This window comes from Streptomyces sp. NPDC001889 (assembly GCF_053594535.1).
In genome coordinates this window covers 66,779-87,117 of the sequence record NZ_JBSFER010000028.1, presented here as the reverse complement: position 1 = coordinate 87,117, position 20,339 = coordinate 66,779, and the positions used below count along the sequence as shown (strand labels likewise).

Genomic DNA, 20,339 nt, shown 5'->3' with positions numbered 1-20,339 from the left:
TCGGGGACGGGCCGGATACGGAACGGTGGCGTGGCGGGCCGCCGGTGCGCGCCGGCGGCCCGGCCTGTCGCGCACCGGCCGGTGTCAGCTCACCCCCGGCCGCCCGCGACGGTCTCCCGGGCCGCCCGCAGCGACTCCTTCAGCGAGCCCATGGTGGCGAGGACCGCGGTCGGCTCATAGCCGCAGTGCGCCATGCAGTTGGCACAGCGCGGGTCGTTGCCCCGGCCGTACTTGCTCCAGTCGGTCTCCTCGACGAGCCGGCGGTACGTGGGGACATAGCCGTCGTTCATCAGATAGCAGGGGCGCTGCCAGCCGAAGAGCGAGTAGTTGGGGATCGCCCACGCCGTGCACGGGAAGTCCGCCTTGCCCTCCAGGAAGTCGAGGAAGAGCGGGGAGTGGTTGAGCCGCCAGCGCCGCCGGTTGCCGCCGGAGAAGGACTTCCTGAACAGCTCCCGGGTCTGTTCCACGCCCAGGAAGTGCTCCTGGTCGGGGGCCTTCTCGTAGGCGTAGGCGGGCGAGATCATCATCTCGTCCACCTGGAGATCGTCGTTGAGGTAGTTCAGCACCTCGATCACGGTCTGCGGGGTGTCGGTGTTGAAGAAGGTCGAATTGGTGGTGACCCGGAAGCCGCGCCTCTTCGCCTCCTTGATGGCCTCCACCGCCTCGTCGAACACCCCTTCCTTGGCCACGGATTCGTCGTGGCGCTCGCGCAGCCCGTCGATGTGGACGGCGAAGGCGAAGTACCGGGACGGGGTGAACTTCTCGATCTTCTTGCGGAGCAGCATGGCGTTGGTGCAGAGAAAGACATACTTCTTCCGCTCCACCAGTTGCCGCACGATCTCGTCGATCTGGGGGTGCATCAGCGGCTCGCCGCCCGCGATGGAGACCATGGGCGCCCCGGATTCCAGCACCGCCCCGACGGCCTGGGCGACCGGCATCCGCTGCTTCAGCACACCCGCCGGATGCTGGATCTTTCCACAGCCCTCGCACGCGAGATTGCAGGCGAAGAGCGGTTCCAGTTCGACGATGAGGGGGAACTTCTCCCGCCTGCGGATTTTCTGTTGGAAGAGGTAGGTCCCGACCCGGATGGTTTGGCGGAGCGGCATGGCCATCTAGCTCACCTCCTGGGGAGCAGCAAAGAACGGTGCCATTCATGGAACGCGGGAAGGACGGCACGGAGAACACGGAAGGCCGATATTCCACCGCGCACCGTGCCGATGCGGACCAGTTCATGCGCCGGGGCGTCCACGACCACCCGGACGGCGGCAACGGGGCGGGGTCCCGAGCGCAGCGCCGCCGCCAGGGTGACCGCCGACTCCATGTCGGCCCCGATCGCCCCGGCGGCGTGGAGCCGGCCGCGCTCAGGACCCCGTACGACATGGTCGGACCCGGTCAGCGGGCCGATGTGGACCCGGTGGCCCGGCAGGGACCGGGAGACCGCGGCCGCCAGCACCTCGCTGCCGGTGCAGGGGGTGGAACCGGTTCCGTGGCGGGTCTCGGCGGCGACCACCACATCCCCGGGGCGCATCCCCGGGGCGAGCCCGGCGCAGAAGCCCGAGGCGATCACAGCGGCGTGCCGCAGCGCCCCGGCCGCGAGCGCCTCGCGCACGGCGCGCTCCGCGCTCGTCGGGCCCATGCCGGTGCGCAGCACGGTCACCGCGCCGGGCGAGCGGGCCCGGCCTCGGGCGCCGCCGCGCAGGGCCAGCTTCTCGATGCCCAGGGCGCAGGCGATCAGCAGCGGCACCCCGGGGCCGGGCGGTCCCGGCTCCGGTGCGCGCCCCGGGGCCGGGGCGGCGCCGCTCATCAGCCGCCCTGACGGCAGGCGACGGCGGCGGGGGTCCCGTGCACATAGCGCCCGAGCGCGGTGAGCGGGAAGACCTGGCGGTAGAGGTGGTAGTTGATGGAGAAGTCCCAGGGGAAGCCGGTACCGGTGAAGTACGGCTCGTCCCACGAGCCGTCCGGCAGCTGGGTCAGGGCGAGCCGGCGGACGCCCCGTTCGACGGCGGTGGAGTCCCGCTCCCCCGCGGCGAGGAGCGCGAGGAGCGCCCACGCGGTCTGGGAGGCGGTGGAGGCACCCTGTCCGATCCAGCTCTCCTCGCGGTAGGAGCGCAGGTCCTCACCCCATCCGCCGTCGTCGTTCTGCACCGATTCGAGCCAGCGGACCGCGCGCCGGATCGCCGGGTGCGAGGCGGGGAGCCCGGCGGCGGCCAGGGCCGGGACCACCGCCCCGGTGCCGTAGACATGGTTGACGCCCCAGCGGCCGAACCAGGCGCCGCTGGGCTCCTGGTGGGCGAGCAGCCAGTCGATGCCGCGCCGGGCCCGGGGGTGGTGGGCGCGGCCCTCGTGCGCGAGCATCTCCACGACATGCGCGGTGACATCGGCCGAGGGCGGGTCGATCACCTCCCCGAAGTCGCAGAACGGCAGCCGGTTGGCGAGCGAGCTGGTGTTGTCGGCGTCGAAGGCGCCCCAGGCGCCGTCCCTGGACTGCATGCCCAGAGTCCACCGCCCGGCGCGGGCGACGGCCGCGTCGACCCGGGCGGGGTCGGGGTGGCGGACCCGCCGCAGGGCGAGGACCACCTCGGCGGTGTCGTCGATGTCGGGGTAGTTGTCGTTGTGGAACTCGAACGCCCAGCCGCCGGGGGCGAGACGGGGCCGGCGCACGGCCCAGTCCCCGGGGCGCCCGATCTGCTCGCCGAGCATCCAGTCGGCGGCCTTCACCAGCGCCGGGTGGTCGGCGGGCAGCCCGGCGTCGGCGAGGGCGACGGTGGCGAGACAGGTGTCCCAGACGGGTGACTGACAGGCCTCGACCATCCGTGCCCCGTCCTCGCGCCAGACGGCGAACCGGTCCAGGGAGGCGAGGCCGGCCCGCATCACGGGATGGCCGGTGTCGTAGCCGCAGAGGTGCAGGGCGATGAGGGAGTACACGGCGGGCGGCTGGATTCCGCCCCAGCAGCCGTCGTTCTCCTGGCGCTCGACGATCCAGCGCGTGGCGGCCTTCAGCGCGGCGCCGCGCAGGGAGCGCGGGGCGACCCGGCGGTAGCGGCGCAGCACCCGGTCGGCGCGCTGGAAGAAGCCGTCCCAGCTCAGCGCGGGGGCGAGCGGGGCCGGAGGGTTGGGGACGCGGGGGTCGGTGTGCAGCTCGTCGATGGCGAAGGGAGCGGGCCGCACCGGTCGCTTCGCCGAGACGACGGTCAGCGGCACGATGGTCTGCCGGGCCCAGCAGCCGAAGTCGTAGATGTTCAGCGGGAACCAGGAGGGCAGGAAGAGCAGTTCGGGCGGGAGTTCGGGCAGGTCGTCCCAGCGCCACCAGCCGAAGAGGGCGAGCCAGATCCGGGTGAAGACCCGGCTCGCGGCGATTCCGCCGTGCTCCCGCACCCAGGCGGAGGCCCGTTCCATGTGCGGGTCGCCGGGGAGGTCGCCGGCGAGCCGGAGGGCGACATAGGCCTCGACGGTGGCGGAGAGGTCCCCGGGGCCGCCGAAGAAGGTGGCCCAGGAGCCGTCCTCGCCCTGCCCGCCGCGGATGAAGCGGGCGCTGGCCGCGGTGGTGCGGGCGTCCTGGATGCCGAGGAACTCGCGCAGCAGCAGATCCTCGGCGTCCATCGTGACATTGGTCTCCAGGGTGCCCTTCCACCAGCCCTGGGAGTCCTGCCGGCCGAGCAGATGATCGATGGAGCGGGCGGCGGCGCGGCGGGCTGCCGTGTCCGTGTCCCCGTCGGCGAGGTCCGGAAGGCCGGTGGGGTCGGCGGGATCGGCGACGCCGGGCCGGCCGGGGGGACCGGTCCGGCCGGCGGTCCCCCCGGGTGCCCCGAGAACCCCGGGAGCGCCGAGGGCCGTGCCGTCGTCGAGGGCGAGATCCACCGGGTCCGCGAAGTCCACGGGGCCCGCCGGGGCCACCGGAGCGGCGGGCTCCGCCGGTGCACCGGGATCGAGGTCGGTCGTCGTCTCACCGGCGGTGGCCGCCCGGACCCCCACGGGCCCGCCGCTTCCATCGGTCGTCGCTGTCATGGCTTCCCCTTTTACCGTGCAGTGGTGCGCGATGCGCTGCTGTGCCGGGGGTGCCGTCGGCCGGTGCCCGGGTTGACCCGGGCACCGGCCGCCGACTGCGATTCATATGGAGGACGGGAGAGGCGGCGTCGCAGGGGCGGGCGCGGGGGTGGGTGTCACCTCTTCCACCAGGATCATCCTTCCGGTCACCTCTGCTCCCTGATCGACTCTTCGGTGCCGTGCCCGCGCGGTGCCGCGCGGGCGGTCACCGCTGGCGCACGACGACGAAGTCCGCGAGGGCGACCAACTGGGCCCTGACCCGGTCGGGCATCCTGACCGCGTCCAGCGCGGCGATGGCCACGGCGTGCTGCCTGCGGGCCTCCTGGGAGGTCCACTCCCGGCCGCCGGCCTCCTCGATCAGCGCCGCCCTCATGGCGAACTCCTCCTCGGAGAAGCTCTCGACATCATTGCTCTTGGCATCGGCGGCGAGCAGCTCGCCGAGGCGCCGGGAGGCCTCTCCGCCCTCGGCGAGGGCGGCCACCACGGGCATCGACTTCTTGCGCTGGCGCAGATCGCTCCAGGTCTGCTTGCCGGTGGAGTCCGGGTCGCCCCAGATGCCGAGCAGATCGTCGATGGCCTGGAACGCGAGGCCGAGGTGGTAGCCGTACTCCTCCAGGGCGTCGGCCGTGCGGTCGTCCGCGCCACCGAGGACGGCGCCGATGGAGACGGCGCAGGCGAGCAGGGCACCGGTCTTGTTGCCCTCCATCTCCAGGCACTCCTCGACGGTGACCCGCTCACGGTGCTCGTAACTGATGTCCTGGGCCTGGCCGTCGATCAGCTTACGGGTGGCGGCGGTCAGCCGGCGGGTGGCGCGCCCGGCCTCCACGGTCCCCAGTTCCAGCAGGACTTCGTTGGCGAGCGCGAAGAGGGCGTCACCGACGAGGATGGCCTGCGCGGGGCCGTGGACCTTCCAGACCGTGTCACGGTGGCGGCGCTGCTCGTCGCCGTCCATCAGGTCGTCGTGGAGCAGGGAGAAGTTGTGCACCAGCTCCACGGCGACGGCGCCGGGGACCCCGGTCTCGGGACCGGCCCCGGCGGCCTCGGCGGAGAGCAGCGCGAGCGCGGGGCGCACCGCCTTGCCGCCGTCGCCGTCGGCCGGGTTCCCCTCGGCGTCGATCCAGCCGAAGTGGTAGGCGGCGACGACGTCCATGGGCGGGGCCAGCCGCTCGACCGCGGCGCGCAGCTCCGGCGCGGACAAGGCCCGGCCGCGCTCCAGCAGCGCGGCGATGTCCACGTCCGCTGCGATGTCGTCAGCCGGGTTCGCCGAAGGCACAGTCGGCACGGTCTCTCCTCTTGTTCCGGTACGCGGACTCACGCCGCCTCCTTGAGCGGATGTTCGTGGGGGCGGCCGAGCGCGCGGAGGGCGGCGGTGGCGGCGGTGAAACCGCTGCGCACGGCGCCCTCCATGGTCGCGGGCCAGCCGGTGGCGGTCCACGCGCCCGCCAGATACAGGCCGGGCGCCCGGGTCTCCGTCCCGGGGCGCAGCCGGCCGACACCCGGAGCGGGCGCGAAGGTCGCGGTGCGCTCCCGGGTCACGAAGAAGTCGAGCACCCCGGCCTTCCGGGCGGGCGGCAGCAGCCGCTCCAGCTCGGGGAGGTAGCGGGCGCGCAGCTCGGCGACGGGCGCGTCGATCTCGTCCTCGGCGGCGGACTGGGAGAGCGCCAGATACTGGCCGCGCTCCAGGCCGGATGCCTCGGTGCGGTCGAACACCCACTGGACGGGGCTGCCGAGCGCGGTGAAGAAGGGGCGGCGCAGCACCGGGCGGTCGTAGATCACATGGATGTTGAGGATGGGCGCGGTGCCGATGTCGAGCAGCCGGTCGGGGTCGGTGAGCGCGCCGTCGGGCAGCAGGGCGTGGGCCTCGCGCTGGGCGACGGCGAGGACGACGGTGTCGGCCTCCAGCGCCTCGCCGTCGGTGGCGACGCTCCACCGCCCTTCACCGGTACGGGACACCTCCCGCACCCGGGTGGCCGTGCGGACGCTCACTCCGGCGCCCTCCAGCGCCTTGCGGGCGAGGGTGTCGTGCAGCTCGCCGAGCGGGACCCGGGCCCAGCCGATGTCGGCGGCGCCGGGGTCGGAGAGCAGACCGGTCTTGAAGACCATCGCGGCGAGCGCCATCGACGCGTGGGGCGCGGTGGCGTTGAGGGTGGCCACGCCGACGAGGTCCCACAGGGCCTCGGTGGCGCGCCGGGACTGGCCGTGGCGGCCGAGCCAGGTGGCGAAGTCGATGCCGTCGAGGGCGGGGTCCTCGGGATCGAGCCGGGAGAGGGCGAGCGCGGCGCGGACCACTTGGGCGCGCTCCACGAGCGAGAGGTGGGGGTAGCGGGCGAGGGCGGACGCGAGGTGCAGCGGTACGGGGAGTGCGGTGCGGCGCAGCCGGCCCAGGCGCGGGCGGCCGGGGCGGCCGATGTCGAGGACCGGGATGTCCAACCGGTCCTGGACCGGGGCGAGGTGGGCGCCGCCGACGCGCTCCAGGAACCAGCGGTAGGCGGTGCAGCAGCGGAGGTAGACGTGCTGGCCGTTGTCGACGGTGAGGTCGCCGCGCTGGAAGGAGAAGGCGAGTCCGCCGAGGCGGGGACGGCCCTCGACGAGGGTGACCCCGACGCCCGCGTCGGCGAGTCGCAGGGCGGCGGTGACCCCGGCGAGCCCGCCGCCGATCACGACCGCGTGCCGCGACCGCGTGGTGTGGTCCGTCATTGCTGCTCCCCTCGGGCCGTGCGGGCGGGCCGCCGGGATCGGGTGTGTTGGTGGGCACGGGCGGGGGTGGGGGTGGGGTTCATTGGGGGTGGGAGTGGGGGCGAGGGTGGGGGTGGCTGGGTGCGGCCGGTGGTCCCGCGCGGGCTCTCCGGGCGGAGGGCCGTCCTCAAACGCCGGACGGGCTGGGATGTCCCGGCCCGGGCGGGCTGAGAGGGCGTGACCCGGGCGGGGTCGGGTGCCGTCACCCGGGTGGGGTGCGGAGAGAGGGTGCCCGGAGCGGGGCAGGCGGTCGTGCGGTCCGGGCCCCCCGCGCGAGGGTCCGTCCTCAAACGCCGGACGGGCTGGGGTGTCCCGGCCCGGGCAGCGCCCCGGGTGGGCTGGGGTGCCGCTCCCCGGGCAGGCTGAGGGGGCGTGACCCGTGCGGGGTCGGGTGACGGGTCACGGGTGGGGGTCATGTGCGGCCCCGGGGGGACTGGCGGGTGATGTGGCGGGCGTCCAGGCCCGACAGGCCGCGCACCGCCACGTACGCCTTCTCGTGGCCGGGCAGCGACACCCGGCCGCGCAGCACCGCCTCCGGGTCGCGCTCGATGCGGTCGAGGAGCCGGCGGTAGATCCCGGCCATCGCGGCGACACACGCCCCGCTGCGCCGGTCCAGCATCGGCAGCAGCCGGTACCCCTCGGCGAAGAGGGCGCGCGCCCGCCGCACCTCGAAGTGGACGAGGCCGGTGAAGTCCGCGCCCGCCGGCGGCGTCATCGCGTGGAACCCCGCCGAGCAGCCGAACTTCGCCAGGTCGTCGGCGGGCAGATAGGTCCGCCCGTTGGCCGCGTCCTCGCGGACGTCCCGCAGGATGTTGGTGAGTTGGAGGGCGAGCCCCAGCGTGTCCGCGTACTCCGCGGCCCGCTCGGCCCCGGGCGCCCCCTCCTGGGTGCCGAAGACACCGAGGGAGAGCCGCCCGATGGCCCCCGCGACACACCGGCAGTACGCCCGGAGGTCCTCCCAGGTCTCATAGGTCTCGCCGCGCACATCCATCAGCACGCCGTCGATCAGCTCGTCGAGCCCGGCCAGCGGCAGCGGGAAACGGCGCGCCGTGTCGGCGAGGGCGACCGCGACCGGGTCGGTGTCGTCCTCGGCGACCTCCTCGCGGCGGACGCGCTCCAGCAGCCCGCGGGTGGCCTCCAGCCGGGCCAGCTTCTCGGCGGGCGCGAGGACCCCGTCACCGATGTCGTCCACGCGCCGCGAGAACGCGTACAGCGCGGACATGGCCTGGCGCTTCTCGGCCGGCAGCAGCCGGATGCCGTAGGCGAAGTTACGCGCCTGCTGTCCCGTGACGGCCTCGCAGTAGCTGTAGGCGGCCTGCACCGGTGCCGGCGTAGGGGTCGTTCGCTCCATGGTCCGGCTCACCTCTCTTCACGCGCTCTTCGCAGGACTGCCGCCGCTTCACGCAGCACTCGGGTCCGTGCGGGTCTGGGTGGTCCGGGCAGTACGTCGTATCCGGCGGACCTGATCGCGGCGAGGGCCGCGTACCCCCCGCCGACGAACCCGGCGAGCAGCAGTCGCAGCCTGCCGTGGACGCTGCCCACCAGCGGTGCGCCCTCGTCCAGCAGTCCGCGGGCGCGGTCCGCCTGGTAGGCAACGAGGGCGCGGACGGAAGCGTTCCCGGTCGGCGCCGTGAGGTCGGTCTCGCCGACGTGGAAGCGCCGCAGATCCTCGGCGGGCAGATAGACGCGCCCGGCGGCGAGGTCCTCGCTCACGTCCTGGAGGTGCTCGATGATCTGGAGCGCGGTGCACACGGCGTCGGAGCGGCGCAGCCGCTCGGGGCTCATGGCCCCGGAGACCTGGAGGACCAGGTTCCCCACCGGGTTGGCGGAGAGTTCGCAGTACGCGAGCAGCTCCTCGTACGTCTCGTAGCGGCGCACCTCCTGATCGCGCCGGTTGGCCTCGATCAGGGCGAGGAACGGCTCGATGGTGAGCGAGCGGGCGCGCACGGTCGGCGCGAGGGCGCGCAGCAGCGGGTGGCGCGGCTCCCCGGGCCCGCCCTCGGGGTCCCCGGCGGCGGGCAGCCCGAAGACGCGCCGCAGATCGGCCTCGAAGGCGTCGAGCAGGACGGTGCGGTCCTCGGCGCGGGCCTCGTCGACGCCCAGCCACCGGGCGTCCGCGCCGCCCGGCGCGAGATCGCCGTCGCCGATGTCGTCGACGAGGCGCGCGTAGCCGTACAGGGCCATGATGTGGTCGCGCGAGGCGCGCGGCAGGAAGAACGGGGCCACGGGGAAGTTCTCGGCGGTGGCCTTGTCGAGGGTGTGGCGCGCGCCGGTGGCCGCCGGGACGCGCGCGGGTGTCTGCCGGGTCCCGGTCATGCGTGGCTGCCGGGTGCGGGGACGGCGAACGTCTCGCGGGGCTGGAGATATCCGATCATTGCCGTCACGTCTCCCGTTCTACACTGCTGATCCAATCCATCCTATTTCGGACACGCCGCCGGTCGTCCCGACTGCGGGGGGTCCGCTCGCCGACCGCGGCACAGGGGCCGTATCGCCCCACTTGCCGCGTTTCTACGCCGGTCCAGCTTACGTTGTACAACGCCCGGTTATGCGTCGGGGCGTCTTGGGCCTTGCGAGAGCGCCGCACTGGCGTTCAACCTTCCTTCGTGGCACCGGGCTTGACCTCCGCCGGCACGTTCCGGAGCCGGGCGGGCGGGGGCGGGCCGGTGCGGCCGTCATGGGAGAGGACGCGGTGAGGCCCCCGCCCGGATGTCAGAGCGGGGGCCTCGATCGGGGCCGGAGCGCGCTCCGGTCCCTGGGGTCTCGTCGCGGTCGCTACTTGCCGGTTTCCTTCTCGTACGCCTTGAGGACCTCGTCGGTGGGGCCGTCCATCAGCAGCTCCCCCTTCTCCAGCCAGAGCACCCGGTCGCAGGTGTCCCTGATCGACTTGTTGCTGTGGCTGACCAGGAAGACCGTGCCGGCCTCCTTGCGCAGCTCACGGATGCGCTGCTCGGAGCGGATCTGGAACTTGCGGTCACCGGTGGCCAGCGCCTCGTCGATCATCAGGACGTCGTGGTCCTTGGCCGCCGCGATGGAGAACCGCAGCCGCGCTCCCATGCCGGAGGAGTAGGTGCGCATCGGCAGGGTGATGAAGTCGCCCTTCTCGTTGATCCCGGAGAAGTCGACGATGGACTGGTAGCGCTCCCGGATCTGCTCGCGCGACATGCCCATGGCCAGCCCGCCGAGGATCACATTGCGCTCCCCGGTCAGATCGCCCATCAGCGCGGCGTTGACGCCCAGCAGCGAGGGCTGGCCGTCGGTGTAGACATGGCCGCGCTCGGTGGGCAGCAGTCCGGCTATGGCCCGCAGCAGGGTCGACTTGCCGGAGCCGTTGGTGCCGATCAGCCCGATGGCCTCGCCGCGGTAGGCCGTGAAGGAGACCCCGCGCACCGCGTGGACCTCGCGCACACCGCGCTGCTGCTCGCCCTTCTTGCGCCGCAGAATCCGGCTGAGCGCCGCGGTCGCGCTGCCCCGGCCCCCACCGGCGCCATGGACCCGGTAGACGATGTGGACATCGTCGGCGATGACGGTGGGGATGCGTTCGGTGGTGTTCTCAGCCACGGCCATACCGCTCTTCAGCCTTCCAGAAGTACACAAAACCGAGGACGCCGAAGACGACCGCCCAGCCCAGTGCCAGGGCCCAGACGTGGTTCGGCAGGTTCTCGGAACCGTAGCCGTCGATCAGCGCGAAGCGGATCAGGTCCATGTAGACCGCCGCGGGGTTCCACTGGAGCACATCGGCGATCCAGGCCGGCTTGTCCTTGAGCATGATCGGGATGGAGAACATCACACCGGACGCGTACATCCAGGTCCGCATGATGAACGGCATCAGCTGGGCCAGGTCCGGCGTCTTGCTGCCGAGCCGGGCCATGATCAGTGCCAGACCGGTGTTGAAGGCGAACTGGAGCACCAGCGCGGGGAGCACCAGCAGCCAGGACAGCGAGGGGTAGCTGCCGAAGGCCATCACGATCGCCAGCAGCACCACCATCGAGAACAGCAGCTGCTGGAGCTGCTGGAGCGCGAAGGAGATGGGCAGCGAGGCGCGCGGGAAGTGGAGGGCCCGGACCAGTCCCAGGTTGCCCGAGATGGCCCGTACACCCGCCATCACCGAGCTCTGGGTGAAGGTGAAGACGAAGACACCGGTCACCAGGAACGGAACGAAGACATCATTGGACATGTCATCCTTCGTCCCGAGGATGAGTCCGAAGATCAGGTAGTAGACCAGCGCGTTGAGCAGCGGGGTCACCACCTGCCAGAGCTGGCCCAGCTTGGCCTTGCTGTACTGGGCCGTCAGCTTGGCCTGCGAGAAGGCCAGGATGAAGTGGCGCCGGCCCCAGAGCTGCCGGATGTAGTCGGCCAGTCCCGGGCGGGCGCCGCTGACCGAAAGACCGTGCTTGGCGGCGAGCTGCGCCGGGGACAGACCGTCGTCGGCCGATGGCCGGGCGGTCATCGTGATCGCACCGTCATGGGTTGTGTCACTCACAAGGGGATACTTTCGTCTTCGAGATGCGCGGCAGTGGGGGCGCGGCCCCGGACATCGCCGGAAACCCGGAGTGCGCCCGGAGCTCTCAAGGCCCAAGCTTGTCAGATCACCGGAGGACGGCCCAGTCGGGTGAGCCGCCGCACGGTGCGCCACTTCATCGGCCGCCGGGGTCCGCACGGTGTGCGGCGGCCCTCCCGTGCCGCCGGCGCTGCCGGCGGGGGGCGGCGGGGGGCGGCGGGCCAGGGTGAGGAGCACCCGGACGCCGGGGCAGCGGGGCACCAGCGGGGCGGGCGGATTGCGGCGCGCGGGCCGGACCCGGTCGCGGGCGGCCGTCCGGTGGTGGACCGCGCGCCGGAACGGGGCCGTCGTGGGACGGGACAGCGGCAGGTCCGAGCGGTGGCCGGGCATCCGGCCCGCGTCCGGCGCCCGCCGGGCGAGGCCGGTCTCCTCATGGGCGCGGAGGAACTCTCCGGGCGGCGGTCCGGCCTCGGCGATCACCGGGGTCCGGGTCCGTGCGGCGCCGGGGAAGGCCGTCACCCGTGAGGAGCGCGTCGGGTCGGCGGCGCGCAGCCTCGGGAGACGGCGGGGCCGGGCGCGGCCGGTGGCCTCGCCGGCGATCCGGAACGGGAGGACTCCCGGCTCCGGGTCGGCGGCGAGGGCCTCGCGCGCCGGCTCCGCGGGGCCGGCGGGGTCGGGCGGCAGTCCGTCGCCGTCCGGGACGAGCGGGGCGCCGGAGCCGGCCGGTCCGGACGCCCCGGTACCGGCGGTGCGCCCGCCGGGGGTGCCCGGGTTCCCGGGCGGCCCGACGGTGCGCGCGCCGGGCGGGAGGCCGCCGGAGCCGGTCACCGGGGTGCCGGCGCCGACGACGGACGCCCCGGCCCGGCCGCCCCTCCGCGCGGCGGCCGGGCCGAGCAGGGCGCGGGGATCATCGGGGCGGTCGCCCTTGGTGATGATCACCGCGCCCAGGGTGAGGGACGCGGTCACTTCAGCCTGCTGGAGGCGAGGATCGACACCAGGTGCAGCAGTGTCTGGACGACCGCGATACCGGCGAGGACCGCGATCCCGAGCCGGGTGAAGAACAGATCGCCCGAGACGGTGTCGAGCACCGCCATCACCAGGATGAACAGGCTCGCCTCGATCCCGCCGACGAGCCGGTGGAACTTGAGCGCGGCGGCGGCACGGCGGGCGAGCGCCAGGCCGGAGGAGCGGGGCACGGAGGCCTCGTCCTTGACCGCGGGCAGCCCGCTGCGCTGCCGGGCGACGTCGACCAGGTCGGTCTCCGCCTTGATCAGGATCGCGCCGAGGGCGGCGAGGGTGCCCAGGAAGGCCCACAGCCACTCGGGGCGGCCGGCGCCGAGGGCGTCGGCGCCGCGGACGCCGAAGCCGATCAGCAGCGCCGCCTCGCAGAGGTAGTGACCGATCCGGTCGAGATAGACCCCGGTGATCGAGGTCTGTCCGCGCCAGCGGGCGACCTCTCCGTCCACGCAGTCCAGCAGCAGATAGACCTGGAACAGCACGACCGCGAGGATCGCGCCGGTCAGCCCGGGGATCAGCAGGGCGGCGCCGCCGGCGACACCCACCACGATCATGAGGTAGGTGAGCTGGTTGGGCGTGATCCTGGTGTTGACCAGATACGGGTCGACGTGGAGCGAGATCTCCCGCATGTACAGGCGCCCGGCCCAGTGCTCGCCGCTGCGCCGGTCCTTCACTCCCTCCGGGTGAACGACCGGGCGGAGTTCAGCTACGGATGGTCTTGGCATAGTCGGCGTACGCGTCCCTGATCTGGTCGGTGGAGAGGTCGAGGTGCTCAAGGATGGTGAAGCGGCCCGGCCGGGTCTGCGGGGCGTACTCCACCGCTGCCACGAACTCGTCGGGGGAGAAACCGATTTCGTCGGGGAGCACCGGCAGTCCGTGCCGGCGCAGCACATCGGCGTAGAGACCGGACTCGTCGGCCGCTCCGCGCAGATGCATCGCGAAGGCCGCCCCCATGCCGACCTGTTCACCGTGGCTGGCGGCGCGCTGCGGGTACAGCAGGTCGAAGGCGTGGCTGATCTCGTGGCAGGCGCCGGACGACGGGCGGGTGTCCCCGCTGATCGACATGGCGATGCCGGTGATGACCAGGGACTCGGCGAGGACGGTGAGGAAGTCGTCGTCGGCGATGCCGCCGGGGTGGCGCAGCACGGACTCCCCCGCCGCGCGGGCCATGGCGGCGGCGAGTCCGTCGACGGGCTCGTCGATGACCCGGTGGGAGAGTTCCCAGTCGGCGATGGCGGAGAGGTTGGAGATCGTGTCGCCGATGCCGGAGCGGATGAACCGGGCCGGGGCGTCGCGGATGACATCGAGGTCGATGACCATGGCGATGGGCGTGGGGACGCCGTAGGAGCCGCGGCCGTTGTCGTTGTCGAGGGTGGCGACCGGTGAGCAGATGCCGTCGTGGGCGAGGTTGGTGGCGACCGAGACCATCGGCAGCCCGAGGCGGGCCGCCGCGTACTTGGTCACGTCGATGATCTTGCCACCGCCGAGGCCGACCACCGCGTCGTACCGCTGGCCCTTGATGGCGTCGGCGAGCCGGACGGCGGAGTCGATGGTGCCGTCGGCGACCTCGTACCAGTCGGCGCCGGGCAGCACCGGCGCCAGCTTCTCTCGCAGCGTCCGGCCGGAGCCGCCGCTCATCGCGACGGCGAGCTTGCCGGACGCCGAGATCCGCTGGTCGGCGAGGAGGCCGGCCAGATCGTCCAGCGCGCCCCGGCGGATGTCGACGACGACCGGCGACGGGATGAGCCGGGTCAGTACTGGCACGCGATCTCACGGCCCTTCGCGAGGTCGTCGTGGTTGTCGATCTCCACCCAGGTGACCTCGCCGATGGGGGCCACGTCCACGGTGAAGCCGCGGTTGACCAGCTCCTGGTAGCCGTCCTCGTAGTAGAGGTCGGGGTCGCGCTCGAAGGTGGCCTTGAGCGCGTCGGCCAGTTCCTCGGCGGCCTCGGGCTCGATGAGGGTGACACCGATGTACTCGCCGGTGGCCCCGGCGGGGTCCATGAGCTTGGTGATCCGGCGCACTCCGAGGCCGTCCTCGGTGATCACCTTCATCTCCTCGTCGGCGAGCTGCTTCACCGTGTCGAGGGCGAGGATGATCTTCTTGCCCTCGCCGCGGGCGGCGAGCAGGGTGCGCTCGACGGAGACCGGGTGGACGGTGTCGCCGTTGGCGAGGATGACTCCGCGCTTGAGGACGTCACGGGCGCACCACAGGGAGTAGGCGTTGTTCCACTCCTCCGCCTTGTCGTTCTCCACCAGGGTGAGCTTGAGGCCGTAGGTGGCCTCCAGCTCGGCCTGGCGTGCGTAGACGGCCTCCTTGCGGTAGCCGACGACGATCGCGACCTCGGTGAGGCCGATCTCGGCGAAGTTGGCGAGGGTCAGATCGAGGACGGTCTTCGCGACTCCGTCCTTCTCAGGGCCTACGGGCACGAGGGCCTTCGGGAGCGTGTCGGTGTAGGGGCGAAGACGCCGTCCGGCACCGGCGGCCAGGACAAGGCCGATCATGCGGGTTCTCCTTCGTCATGTACGGCGGGTGCGGAGGAGGACACCCAGAAGCGGATGCTCTCCACCAGCACCACGAGAGCGACGATGACGGCCAGGGCCGTCAGCGCGGTGGTGAAATCGGTGGCGGCCATCAGGGCGGCCAGCAGGGCGACGGCCGTGATCCGGCCCTCGTGTCCGCCGATCACCCGCACCAGCCACTGCGGGGGCGCACCCGTTCCCCCCCGGATGCGGTAGACCGTGTCGTAGTGATGGTAGGCGACGGCCGAGACCAGCCCGAAAGCCGCCGGGAGGGCGCCGGGGGTGTCCGCGCGGACCGCGAGGGCCAGTACGGCTCCGTACTCGGCGGCCCGGAACACCGGCGGGACGAGCCAGTCGAGCGCTCCCTTGAGGGGGCGGGCGACGGCGAGGCCCGAGGTGATCACGTACACCGCGGCGGCGAGCACGGGCCAGGGCGACCCGTACTCGGCGAGGGCGGCGGTCGCCACGAGCGCGCCGCCGCCGATGAGGGCGATGACGGGCGGGGCCATGGCGGGCAGCGGCCGGACCAGCGGGCGCCCGGCGCGGGCGACGGCCTGCGCGAGGGGCCCGGAGTCGGCGAGGTCGGCCAGCGCCCCGGCGGCCCGGTCGGTCCGCCGCGCCCTGCGGGTCAGCGAGCGGAGCAGCCGGCCGGCCGTGGTGTAGCAGGCGGCGAAACCGCAGCCGACGAGGAGTGCCCAGAAGACGATCCTCGGAGTGGTGAGGGCGGTCAGCACGGCGATCATGGCCCAGCGCTCGCCGATGGGGAGCACGATCATCCGGCGCACCCAGACCGTCCAGCCGACGCTGTCGAGCTTGTCGGAGAGGGCGGCGGTGGGGCTGGTGTTGGAGACCGCGTCGTGGTTGGCCTCGTTGAAGGAGAAGTCCACGACATGGCGGCAGGTCTGGAGGACCATCGCGCCGAGCGCCAGGGCCCAGACGTCGTCACCGCCCCGGGCGGCGCCCAGGGCGAGGCCCGCGTAGTAGGCGTACTCCTTGGCGCGGTCGAAGGTGGCGTCCAGCCAGGCGCCCAGCGTGGAGTACTGGAGGGAGTAGCGGGCGAGCTGCCCGTCGGCGCAGTCCAGGACGAAGGAGAGGAGCAGCAGCACGCCGGCCGCGACGAAGCCGCCCCGGGTCCCGGTGGCCGCGGCTCCGGCCGCGATCAGCGCGGTGATCAGGGACGCGGTGGTGACCTGGTTGGGGGTGAAGCCCCGGCGGGCGCACCAGCGGGCGAGATGGCGCGAGTAGGGGCTGACGCAGTGGGTGGTGAAGAAGCCGTCCCGGGCCTTGACCGAGGAGCGCAGCCGTACGGCCTCGTCGTCGACGGCGGCGACGGACTGCCGGGCCTCGTTGCGGGCCTGGGGGTCGCCGGGCACGGTGGCGACGAGCGAGCCCAGCTCGGGCCGGTGCACGGCGGTGCCCTGCTCGCCGAGGGCACCGGCGAGCGCGTCGGGCACCACGGTGTCGTCGCCGGCCGTGGCGTCGAGCGCCCGGGCGAGGGCGGCCCGGGCCTCGGGCCGGGCGGTCACCGCGCCGGGGACGGCCGCGGCGGGGAAGCGGGGGTCGGTCAGCGCGAGCCGGAGCGAGTGGACGTGTCCGACGAAGCGCGCGTCGACGACGGCGACCCGGTCGGCGGCCGGTACGGCGGCGATCAGCTCGGCCGTGCGGCCGGCTCCCGGGGAGACCCGTACGTCGAAGCCCAGCGACCGCAGATCGGCCTCAAGCGACGATCCGGGCACGGGCGGACCGGTGAGGATGGCGGTCGACAGGCGAACTCACTCCTTGGAACCGAGAGGTGTGGGAGCGCGACGGCGCGGCCCGTCGCACGGGCGGCAGCACATCGGCTGAGGCTTCGGCAGAGGCTATCGGATGCCCTCAGAGGGGAGTTCACTGGCCGTTTACGCCCCGATCGGGCACCGATCACCGTGACAGCGCCCCGAGAGAGGGCCCGGCCGGAGATCATCATCGTCGATCGGTGCCCGGCCCACCAAACCGCCCCGGGCCGGGCCCGGGCTCCCGGCCCGGGGGCCGGATCGCGCCGGATGGGCGAGCGGTGCCCGGGAACCCGGGCCCGGCGGATTCCGGAAGGCAGGCTCTAGGGTGGCGGTCATGACTTGGCTGATCACAGGTGGAGCGGGGTACATCGGCGCGCATGTGACGCGGGCGATGGCGGAGGCCGGCGAGCGGGTCGTCGTGCTGGACGACATGTCGTCGGGGGTCGCCGAGCGGCTGCCCGAGGGGATGGCGGTGGTACGGGGGACGGTGCTGGACCGGGAGCTGCTGGACCGTGTCCTCGCGGAGCACGAGGTCACCGGCGTGGTGCATCTCGCGGCGAAGAAGCAGGTCGGGGAGTCGGTGGAGCAGCCGCTGCGCTACTACCGGGAGAATGTGCACGGGCTGACCGTGCTGCTGGACGCGGTCGTCGCCGCGGGGGTGCGCAGCTTCCTCTTCTCGTCGTCGGCGGCGGTGTACGGGGTGCCCGAGCTGGACGTGATCCCGGAGACGGCGCCCTGTGTGCCGATCAACCCCTACGGCGAGACCAAGCTGGCCGGCGAGTGGCTGGTGCGGTCGGCGGGCCGGGCCCACTCCCTGTCCACGGCCTGTCTGCGCTACTTCAACGTGGCGGGCACGGCCGCGCCCGAGCTGGCGGACACCGGGGTGTTCAACATCATTCCGATGTTCTTCGACCGGATCACCCGGGGCGAGGAGCCGAGGATCTTCGGTGACGACTATCCGACCCCGGACGGCACCTGTGTCCGCGACTACATCCATGTCGCGGATCTCGCCGACGCGCATCTCACGGTGGCCCGCAGGCTCGCCGGCCAGGACGGCCCCGGGGACCTCACGGTGAACATCGGCCGGGGCGGCGGGGTCTCGGTGCGCGAGCTGGCGACCCTGGTGGGCGAGGTCACCGGGCGCCCGGTGGAGCCGGTGGTCGAGCCGCGCCGCCCGGGGGACGCGGCGCGGGCGGTCGCGTCGGTGGACCTGATCGCGAAGGAGCTCGGCTGGTCGGCCTCGCGGGGGGTCCGCGAGATGGTCGAGTCGGCCTGGCGGGGGTGGTGCCTGCGCCACCCCGGCGCCGGCGCGCGCTGATCCCCGAACCGCCCTGCGCGATGATCGCACCACGACTGACCTGCGGATCGTTTCCGCAGGTCAGGCGATATGACAACGGTGTTCAGTGCCGTGTTGCCCATACCCCCCTCCCGTAGTTCACTGAGGTCGCGGAACAGATCGATTTCCGATGACTTCCGACGAGCTGGAGGAGTTCTCGATGGGGGCTGGGCACGATCACGGACACACGCACGGCGGGCCGCCGCCGACCGGTACCGCCGCCGCGGCCTACCGGGGGCGGCTGCGCATAGCGCTGACCATCACACTGAGCGTGATGGTCCTGGAGATAGTCGGCGGGGTCGTCACGGGCTCCCTGGCGCTGGTCGCCGACGCGGCCCATATGGCGACGGACGGCATCGGCCTCGCCATGGCGCTGCTCGCGATCCACTTCGCGAACCGGCCGCCCAGCACCAACCGCACCTTCGGCTTCGCCCGGGCGGAGATCCTCGCGGCGCTCGCCAACTGTCTCCTGCTGCTGGGCGTCGGCGGCTATGTGCTGTACGAGGCGGTGCAGCGGTTCATCACCCCGACCGAGACCGAGGGCGGGCTGACGATCGTCTTCGCCCTCGTGGGCCTGATCGCCAATGTGATCTCGCTCTCGCTGCTGATGCGCGGGCAGAAGGACAGCCTGAATGTGCGCGGCGCCTATCTGGAGGTGCTCAACGACGCGCTCGGCTCGGTCGCCGTCCTGATCTCGGCGACGATCATCCTCACCACCGGCTGGCAGGCGGCCGACCCGATCGCCTCGCTGGTCATCGGCCTGATGATCGTGCCGCGCACGGTGAAGCTGCTGAGGGAGACGCTGAACGTGCTCCTGGAGGCGGCTCCCAAGAACGTCGACATGGCCGAGGTGCGGACCCACATCCTGGAGCTGGAGGGAGTGGAGGACGTCCACGATCTGCACGCGTGGACGATCACCTCGGGGATGCCGGTACTTTCCGCTCATGTGGTGGTGAGCCAGAATGTGCTGAACTCCGTCGGCCACGAGAGGATGCTGCACGATCTGCAGGGCTGCCTGGGCTCCCACTTCGACGTGGAGCACTGCACCTTCCAGCTGGAACCCGTCGGCCACGCGGAACACGAGGCCAGCCTCTGCCACTGAGACCGTGGCGGCGGCGCCGGCGGAGTTGCGGATCGGACAAGCAGCTTTTGTACGGCAGACTGGGCAGGGCCCCTCAGGGCGAGGACCACAGCGAAGGATGGTTATGCCGAGCTCACCGACCTCATCGGCCACCGCCAGCGGCGTGTCGAACGGTGCACCACAAGCGATTCTGCTCGAACTGGTCGACGAAGACGGCACCACCATCGGCACCGCGGAGAAGCTCACCGCCCACCAGGCCCCGGGGCAGCTGCACCGGGCGTTCTCGGTGTTCCTCTTCGACGAGCGGGGGCGGCTGCTGCTCCAGCGCCGCGCGCTGGAGAAGTACCACTCCCCCGGTGTCTGGTCGAACACCTGCTGCGGCCACCCCTACCCCGGTGAGGCGCCCTTCGCCGCCGCCGCCCGGCGGACGTACGAGGAGCTGGGTCTTTCGCCCTCGCTGCTCGCGGAGGCGGGCACGGTCCGCTACAACCACCCGGACCCCGCGTCGGGCCTGGTGGAGCAGGAGTACAACCACCTCTTCGTCGGGCTGGTGCAGGCTCCGCTGCGGCCCGATCCGGAGGAGGTCGGCGAGACCGCCTTCGTGACCCCCGACGAGCTGGCCGAGCGGCACGGCTCGGCCCCGTTCTCGGCGTGGTTCATGACGGTGCTGGACGCCGCCCGCCCGGCGATCAGGGAGCTGACGGGACCGGCCGGAGGCTGGTGACGCGCACCGGGGGCGCCACGGGGCTCAGCCGGGCCCCGCGGCACCCCCGGCCCGCGGCCCGGGCAGCAGCGGCAGCTCGGCCCAGACGACCTTCCCGCCCCCCGCCGTGTGCTCGACGTCGTGGGCGCCGCCCGCGCCCCGGGTGATCTCCCGGACGAGGAGCAGCCCCCGGCCGCCGGTCTGCCGCCAGTCCGACTCCAGGGCCCGGGGCCGGCAGGGGTGGTCGTCCTCCACCGAGACGCGGACGGTGCCGGTGCGGACGGCGACTTCGAGGGCCAGCTCCGGCGAGAGCGGGGCGGCGTGTCTCACGGCGTTGGTGACCAGCTCCGAGACGATCAGCAGCAGGCCCTCGACGGTCTCGTCCCCGGCCGGTACGCCCTGGCGGCGCAGCAGCTCCCGGACCGCGTGCCGGGCCCGGGGCACCGAGACCTCGACGGCCGGAGCGGTGAATCTCCACACTCCCTCGTACGACAGTGGCCGGGCGGGCACTCTCCCGCGGCTCTCCATGGCTCCGGCACCCACCCTCGTTCGACTGCCACTGACCTCTGGGTGACGAGTGTTGGCAGTGTCCCGCTCCGGTCCGGGTCAGTGAGCAGAAGTCGGCACCAA

The 20,339-nt window shown here is 72.8% G+C and carries 17 protein-coding genes and 1 pseudogene; 3 read left to right on the top strand and 15 right to left on the bottom strand.

All coding sequences use genetic code 11. The features are described from left to right. Positions 1-89: 89 nt before the first annotated feature. From hpnH to ACWCRA_RS29360, 14 genes and pseudogenes are all read right to left on the bottom strand, one after another. Positions 90-1,112, bottom strand: coding sequence for an adenosyl-hopene transferase HpnH (hpnH, locus tag ACWCRA_RS29425; RefSeq protein ID WP_451069038.1), 1,023 nt, complete (start codon positions 1,110-1,112; stop codon positions 90-92). A 5-nt stretch (positions 1,113-1,117) separates the two neighbouring features. Continuing rightward, positions 1,118-1,804: a phosphorylase family protein gene (locus ACWCRA_RS29420; RefSeq protein ID WP_451069037.1), complete on the bottom strand. Its 687-nt coding sequence runs from the start codon at positions 1,802-1,804 to the stop codon at positions 1,118-1,120. Continuing rightward, complete coding sequence (gene shc / locus ACWCRA_RS29415) at positions 1,804-4,005, bottom strand: squalene--hopene cyclase (RefSeq protein ID WP_451069036.1); 2,202 nt, start codon at positions 4,003-4,005, stop codon at positions 1,804-1,806. Before shc ends, ACWCRA_RS29420 begins: the two co-directional genes overlap by 1 nt. Positions 4,006-4,249: 244 nt before the next feature. Next, positions 4,250-5,359: a polyprenyl synthetase family protein gene (locus ACWCRA_RS29410; RefSeq protein WP_451069035.1), complete on the bottom strand. Its 1,110-nt coding sequence runs from the start codon at positions 5,357-5,359 to the stop codon at positions 4,250-4,252. Beyond that, the gene (gene hpnE, locus ACWCRA_RS29405; RefSeq protein WP_451069034.1) at positions 5,356-6,741 is read right to left on the bottom strand and encodes a hydroxysqualene dehydroxylase HpnE; all 1,386 of its coding nucleotides are present in this window, start codon (positions 6,739-6,741) and stop codon (positions 5,356-5,358) included. Before hpnE ends, ACWCRA_RS29410 begins: the two co-directional genes overlap by 4 nt. Positions 6,742-7,192: 451 nt before the next feature. Next, entirely contained in the window at positions 7,193-8,131 is a 939-nt protein-coding gene (gene hpnD, locus ACWCRA_RS29400; protein WP_351557068.1) for a presqualene diphosphate synthase HpnD, read from the bottom strand. 8 nt (positions 8,132-8,139) lie between these two features. Next, positions 8,140-9,096: a squalene synthase HpnC gene (gene hpnC / locus ACWCRA_RS29395; protein ID WP_351557065.1), complete on the bottom strand. Its 957-nt coding sequence runs from the start codon at positions 9,094-9,096 to the stop codon at positions 8,140-8,142. A 456-nt stretch (positions 9,097-9,552) separates the two neighbouring features. Beyond that, positions 9,553-10,344, bottom strand: coding sequence for an ABC transporter ATP-binding protein (locus ACWCRA_RS29390; protein ID WP_351557062.1), 792 nt, complete (start codon positions 10,342-10,344; stop codon positions 9,553-9,555). After that, positions 10,331-11,260 (bottom strand): ABC transporter permease, encoded by a 930-nt coding sequence (locus ACWCRA_RS29385; RefSeq protein ID WP_351557060.1) that lies wholly within the window; start codon positions 11,258-11,260, stop codon positions 10,331-10,333. Before ACWCRA_RS29385 ends, ACWCRA_RS29390 begins: the two co-directional genes overlap by 14 nt. A 101-nt stretch (positions 11,261-11,361) precedes the next feature. Further along, positions 11,362-12,244: pseudogene (locus tag ACWCRA_RS29380) on the bottom strand (glycosyltransferase family 2 protein). Continuing rightward, positions 12,241-13,020: a CDP-alcohol phosphatidyltransferase family protein gene (locus tag ACWCRA_RS29375; protein WP_351557056.1), complete on the bottom strand. Its 780-nt coding sequence runs from the start codon at positions 13,018-13,020 to the stop codon at positions 12,241-12,243. The pseudogene ACWCRA_RS29380 and the gene ACWCRA_RS29375 overlap by 4 nt, the downstream one beginning before the upstream one ends. Continuing rightward, positions 12,998-14,059, bottom strand: coding sequence for an iron-containing alcohol dehydrogenase family protein (locus ACWCRA_RS29370; RefSeq protein ID WP_351557053.1), 1,062 nt, complete (start codon positions 14,057-14,059; stop codon positions 12,998-13,000). Before ACWCRA_RS29370 ends, ACWCRA_RS29375 begins: the two co-directional genes overlap by 23 nt. Beyond that, complete coding sequence (locus ACWCRA_RS29365; protein ID WP_351557050.1) at positions 14,047-14,799, bottom strand: phosphocholine cytidylyltransferase family protein; 753 nt, start codon at positions 14,797-14,799, stop codon at positions 14,047-14,049. Before ACWCRA_RS29365 ends, ACWCRA_RS29370 begins: the two co-directional genes overlap by 13 nt. Continuing rightward, a complete protein-coding gene (locus ACWCRA_RS29360; RefSeq protein ID WP_451069055.1) occupies positions 14,796-16,583 on the bottom strand; it encodes a DUF5941 domain-containing protein in 1,788 nt (595 codons plus the stop codon). Before ACWCRA_RS29360 ends, ACWCRA_RS29365 begins: the two co-directional genes overlap by 4 nt. A gap of 340 nt (positions 16,584-16,923) precedes the next feature. On the opposite strand from ACWCRA_RS29360, the gene galE reads away from it, so the two are divergent. From galE to idi, 3 genes are all read left to right on the top strand, one after another. Then, complete coding sequence (gene galE, locus ACWCRA_RS29355) at positions 16,924-17,907, top strand: UDP-glucose 4-epimerase GalE (RefSeq protein WP_351557047.1); 984 nt, start codon at positions 16,924-16,926, stop codon at positions 17,905-17,907. 178 nt (positions 17,908-18,085) lie between these two features. Beyond that, entirely contained in the window at positions 18,086-19,027 is a 942-nt protein-coding gene (locus ACWCRA_RS29350; RefSeq protein WP_451069054.1) for a cation diffusion facilitator family transporter, read from the top strand. A 97-nt stretch (positions 19,028-19,124) separates the two neighbouring features. Continuing rightward, positions 19,125-19,730, top strand: coding sequence for an isopentenyl-diphosphate Delta-isomerase (gene idi, locus ACWCRA_RS29345; protein ID WP_451069033.1), 606 nt, complete (start codon positions 19,125-19,127; stop codon positions 19,728-19,730). A 24-nt stretch (positions 19,731-19,754) separates the two neighbouring features. On the opposite strand, the gene ACWCRA_RS29340 is transcribed toward idi, so the two are convergent. Beyond that, positions 19,755-20,237, bottom strand: a complete 483-nt coding sequence (locus ACWCRA_RS29340; protein WP_451069032.1) for an ATP-binding protein — start codon at positions 20,235-20,237, stop codon at positions 19,755-19,757. Positions 20,238-20,339: the final 102 nt, after the last annotated feature.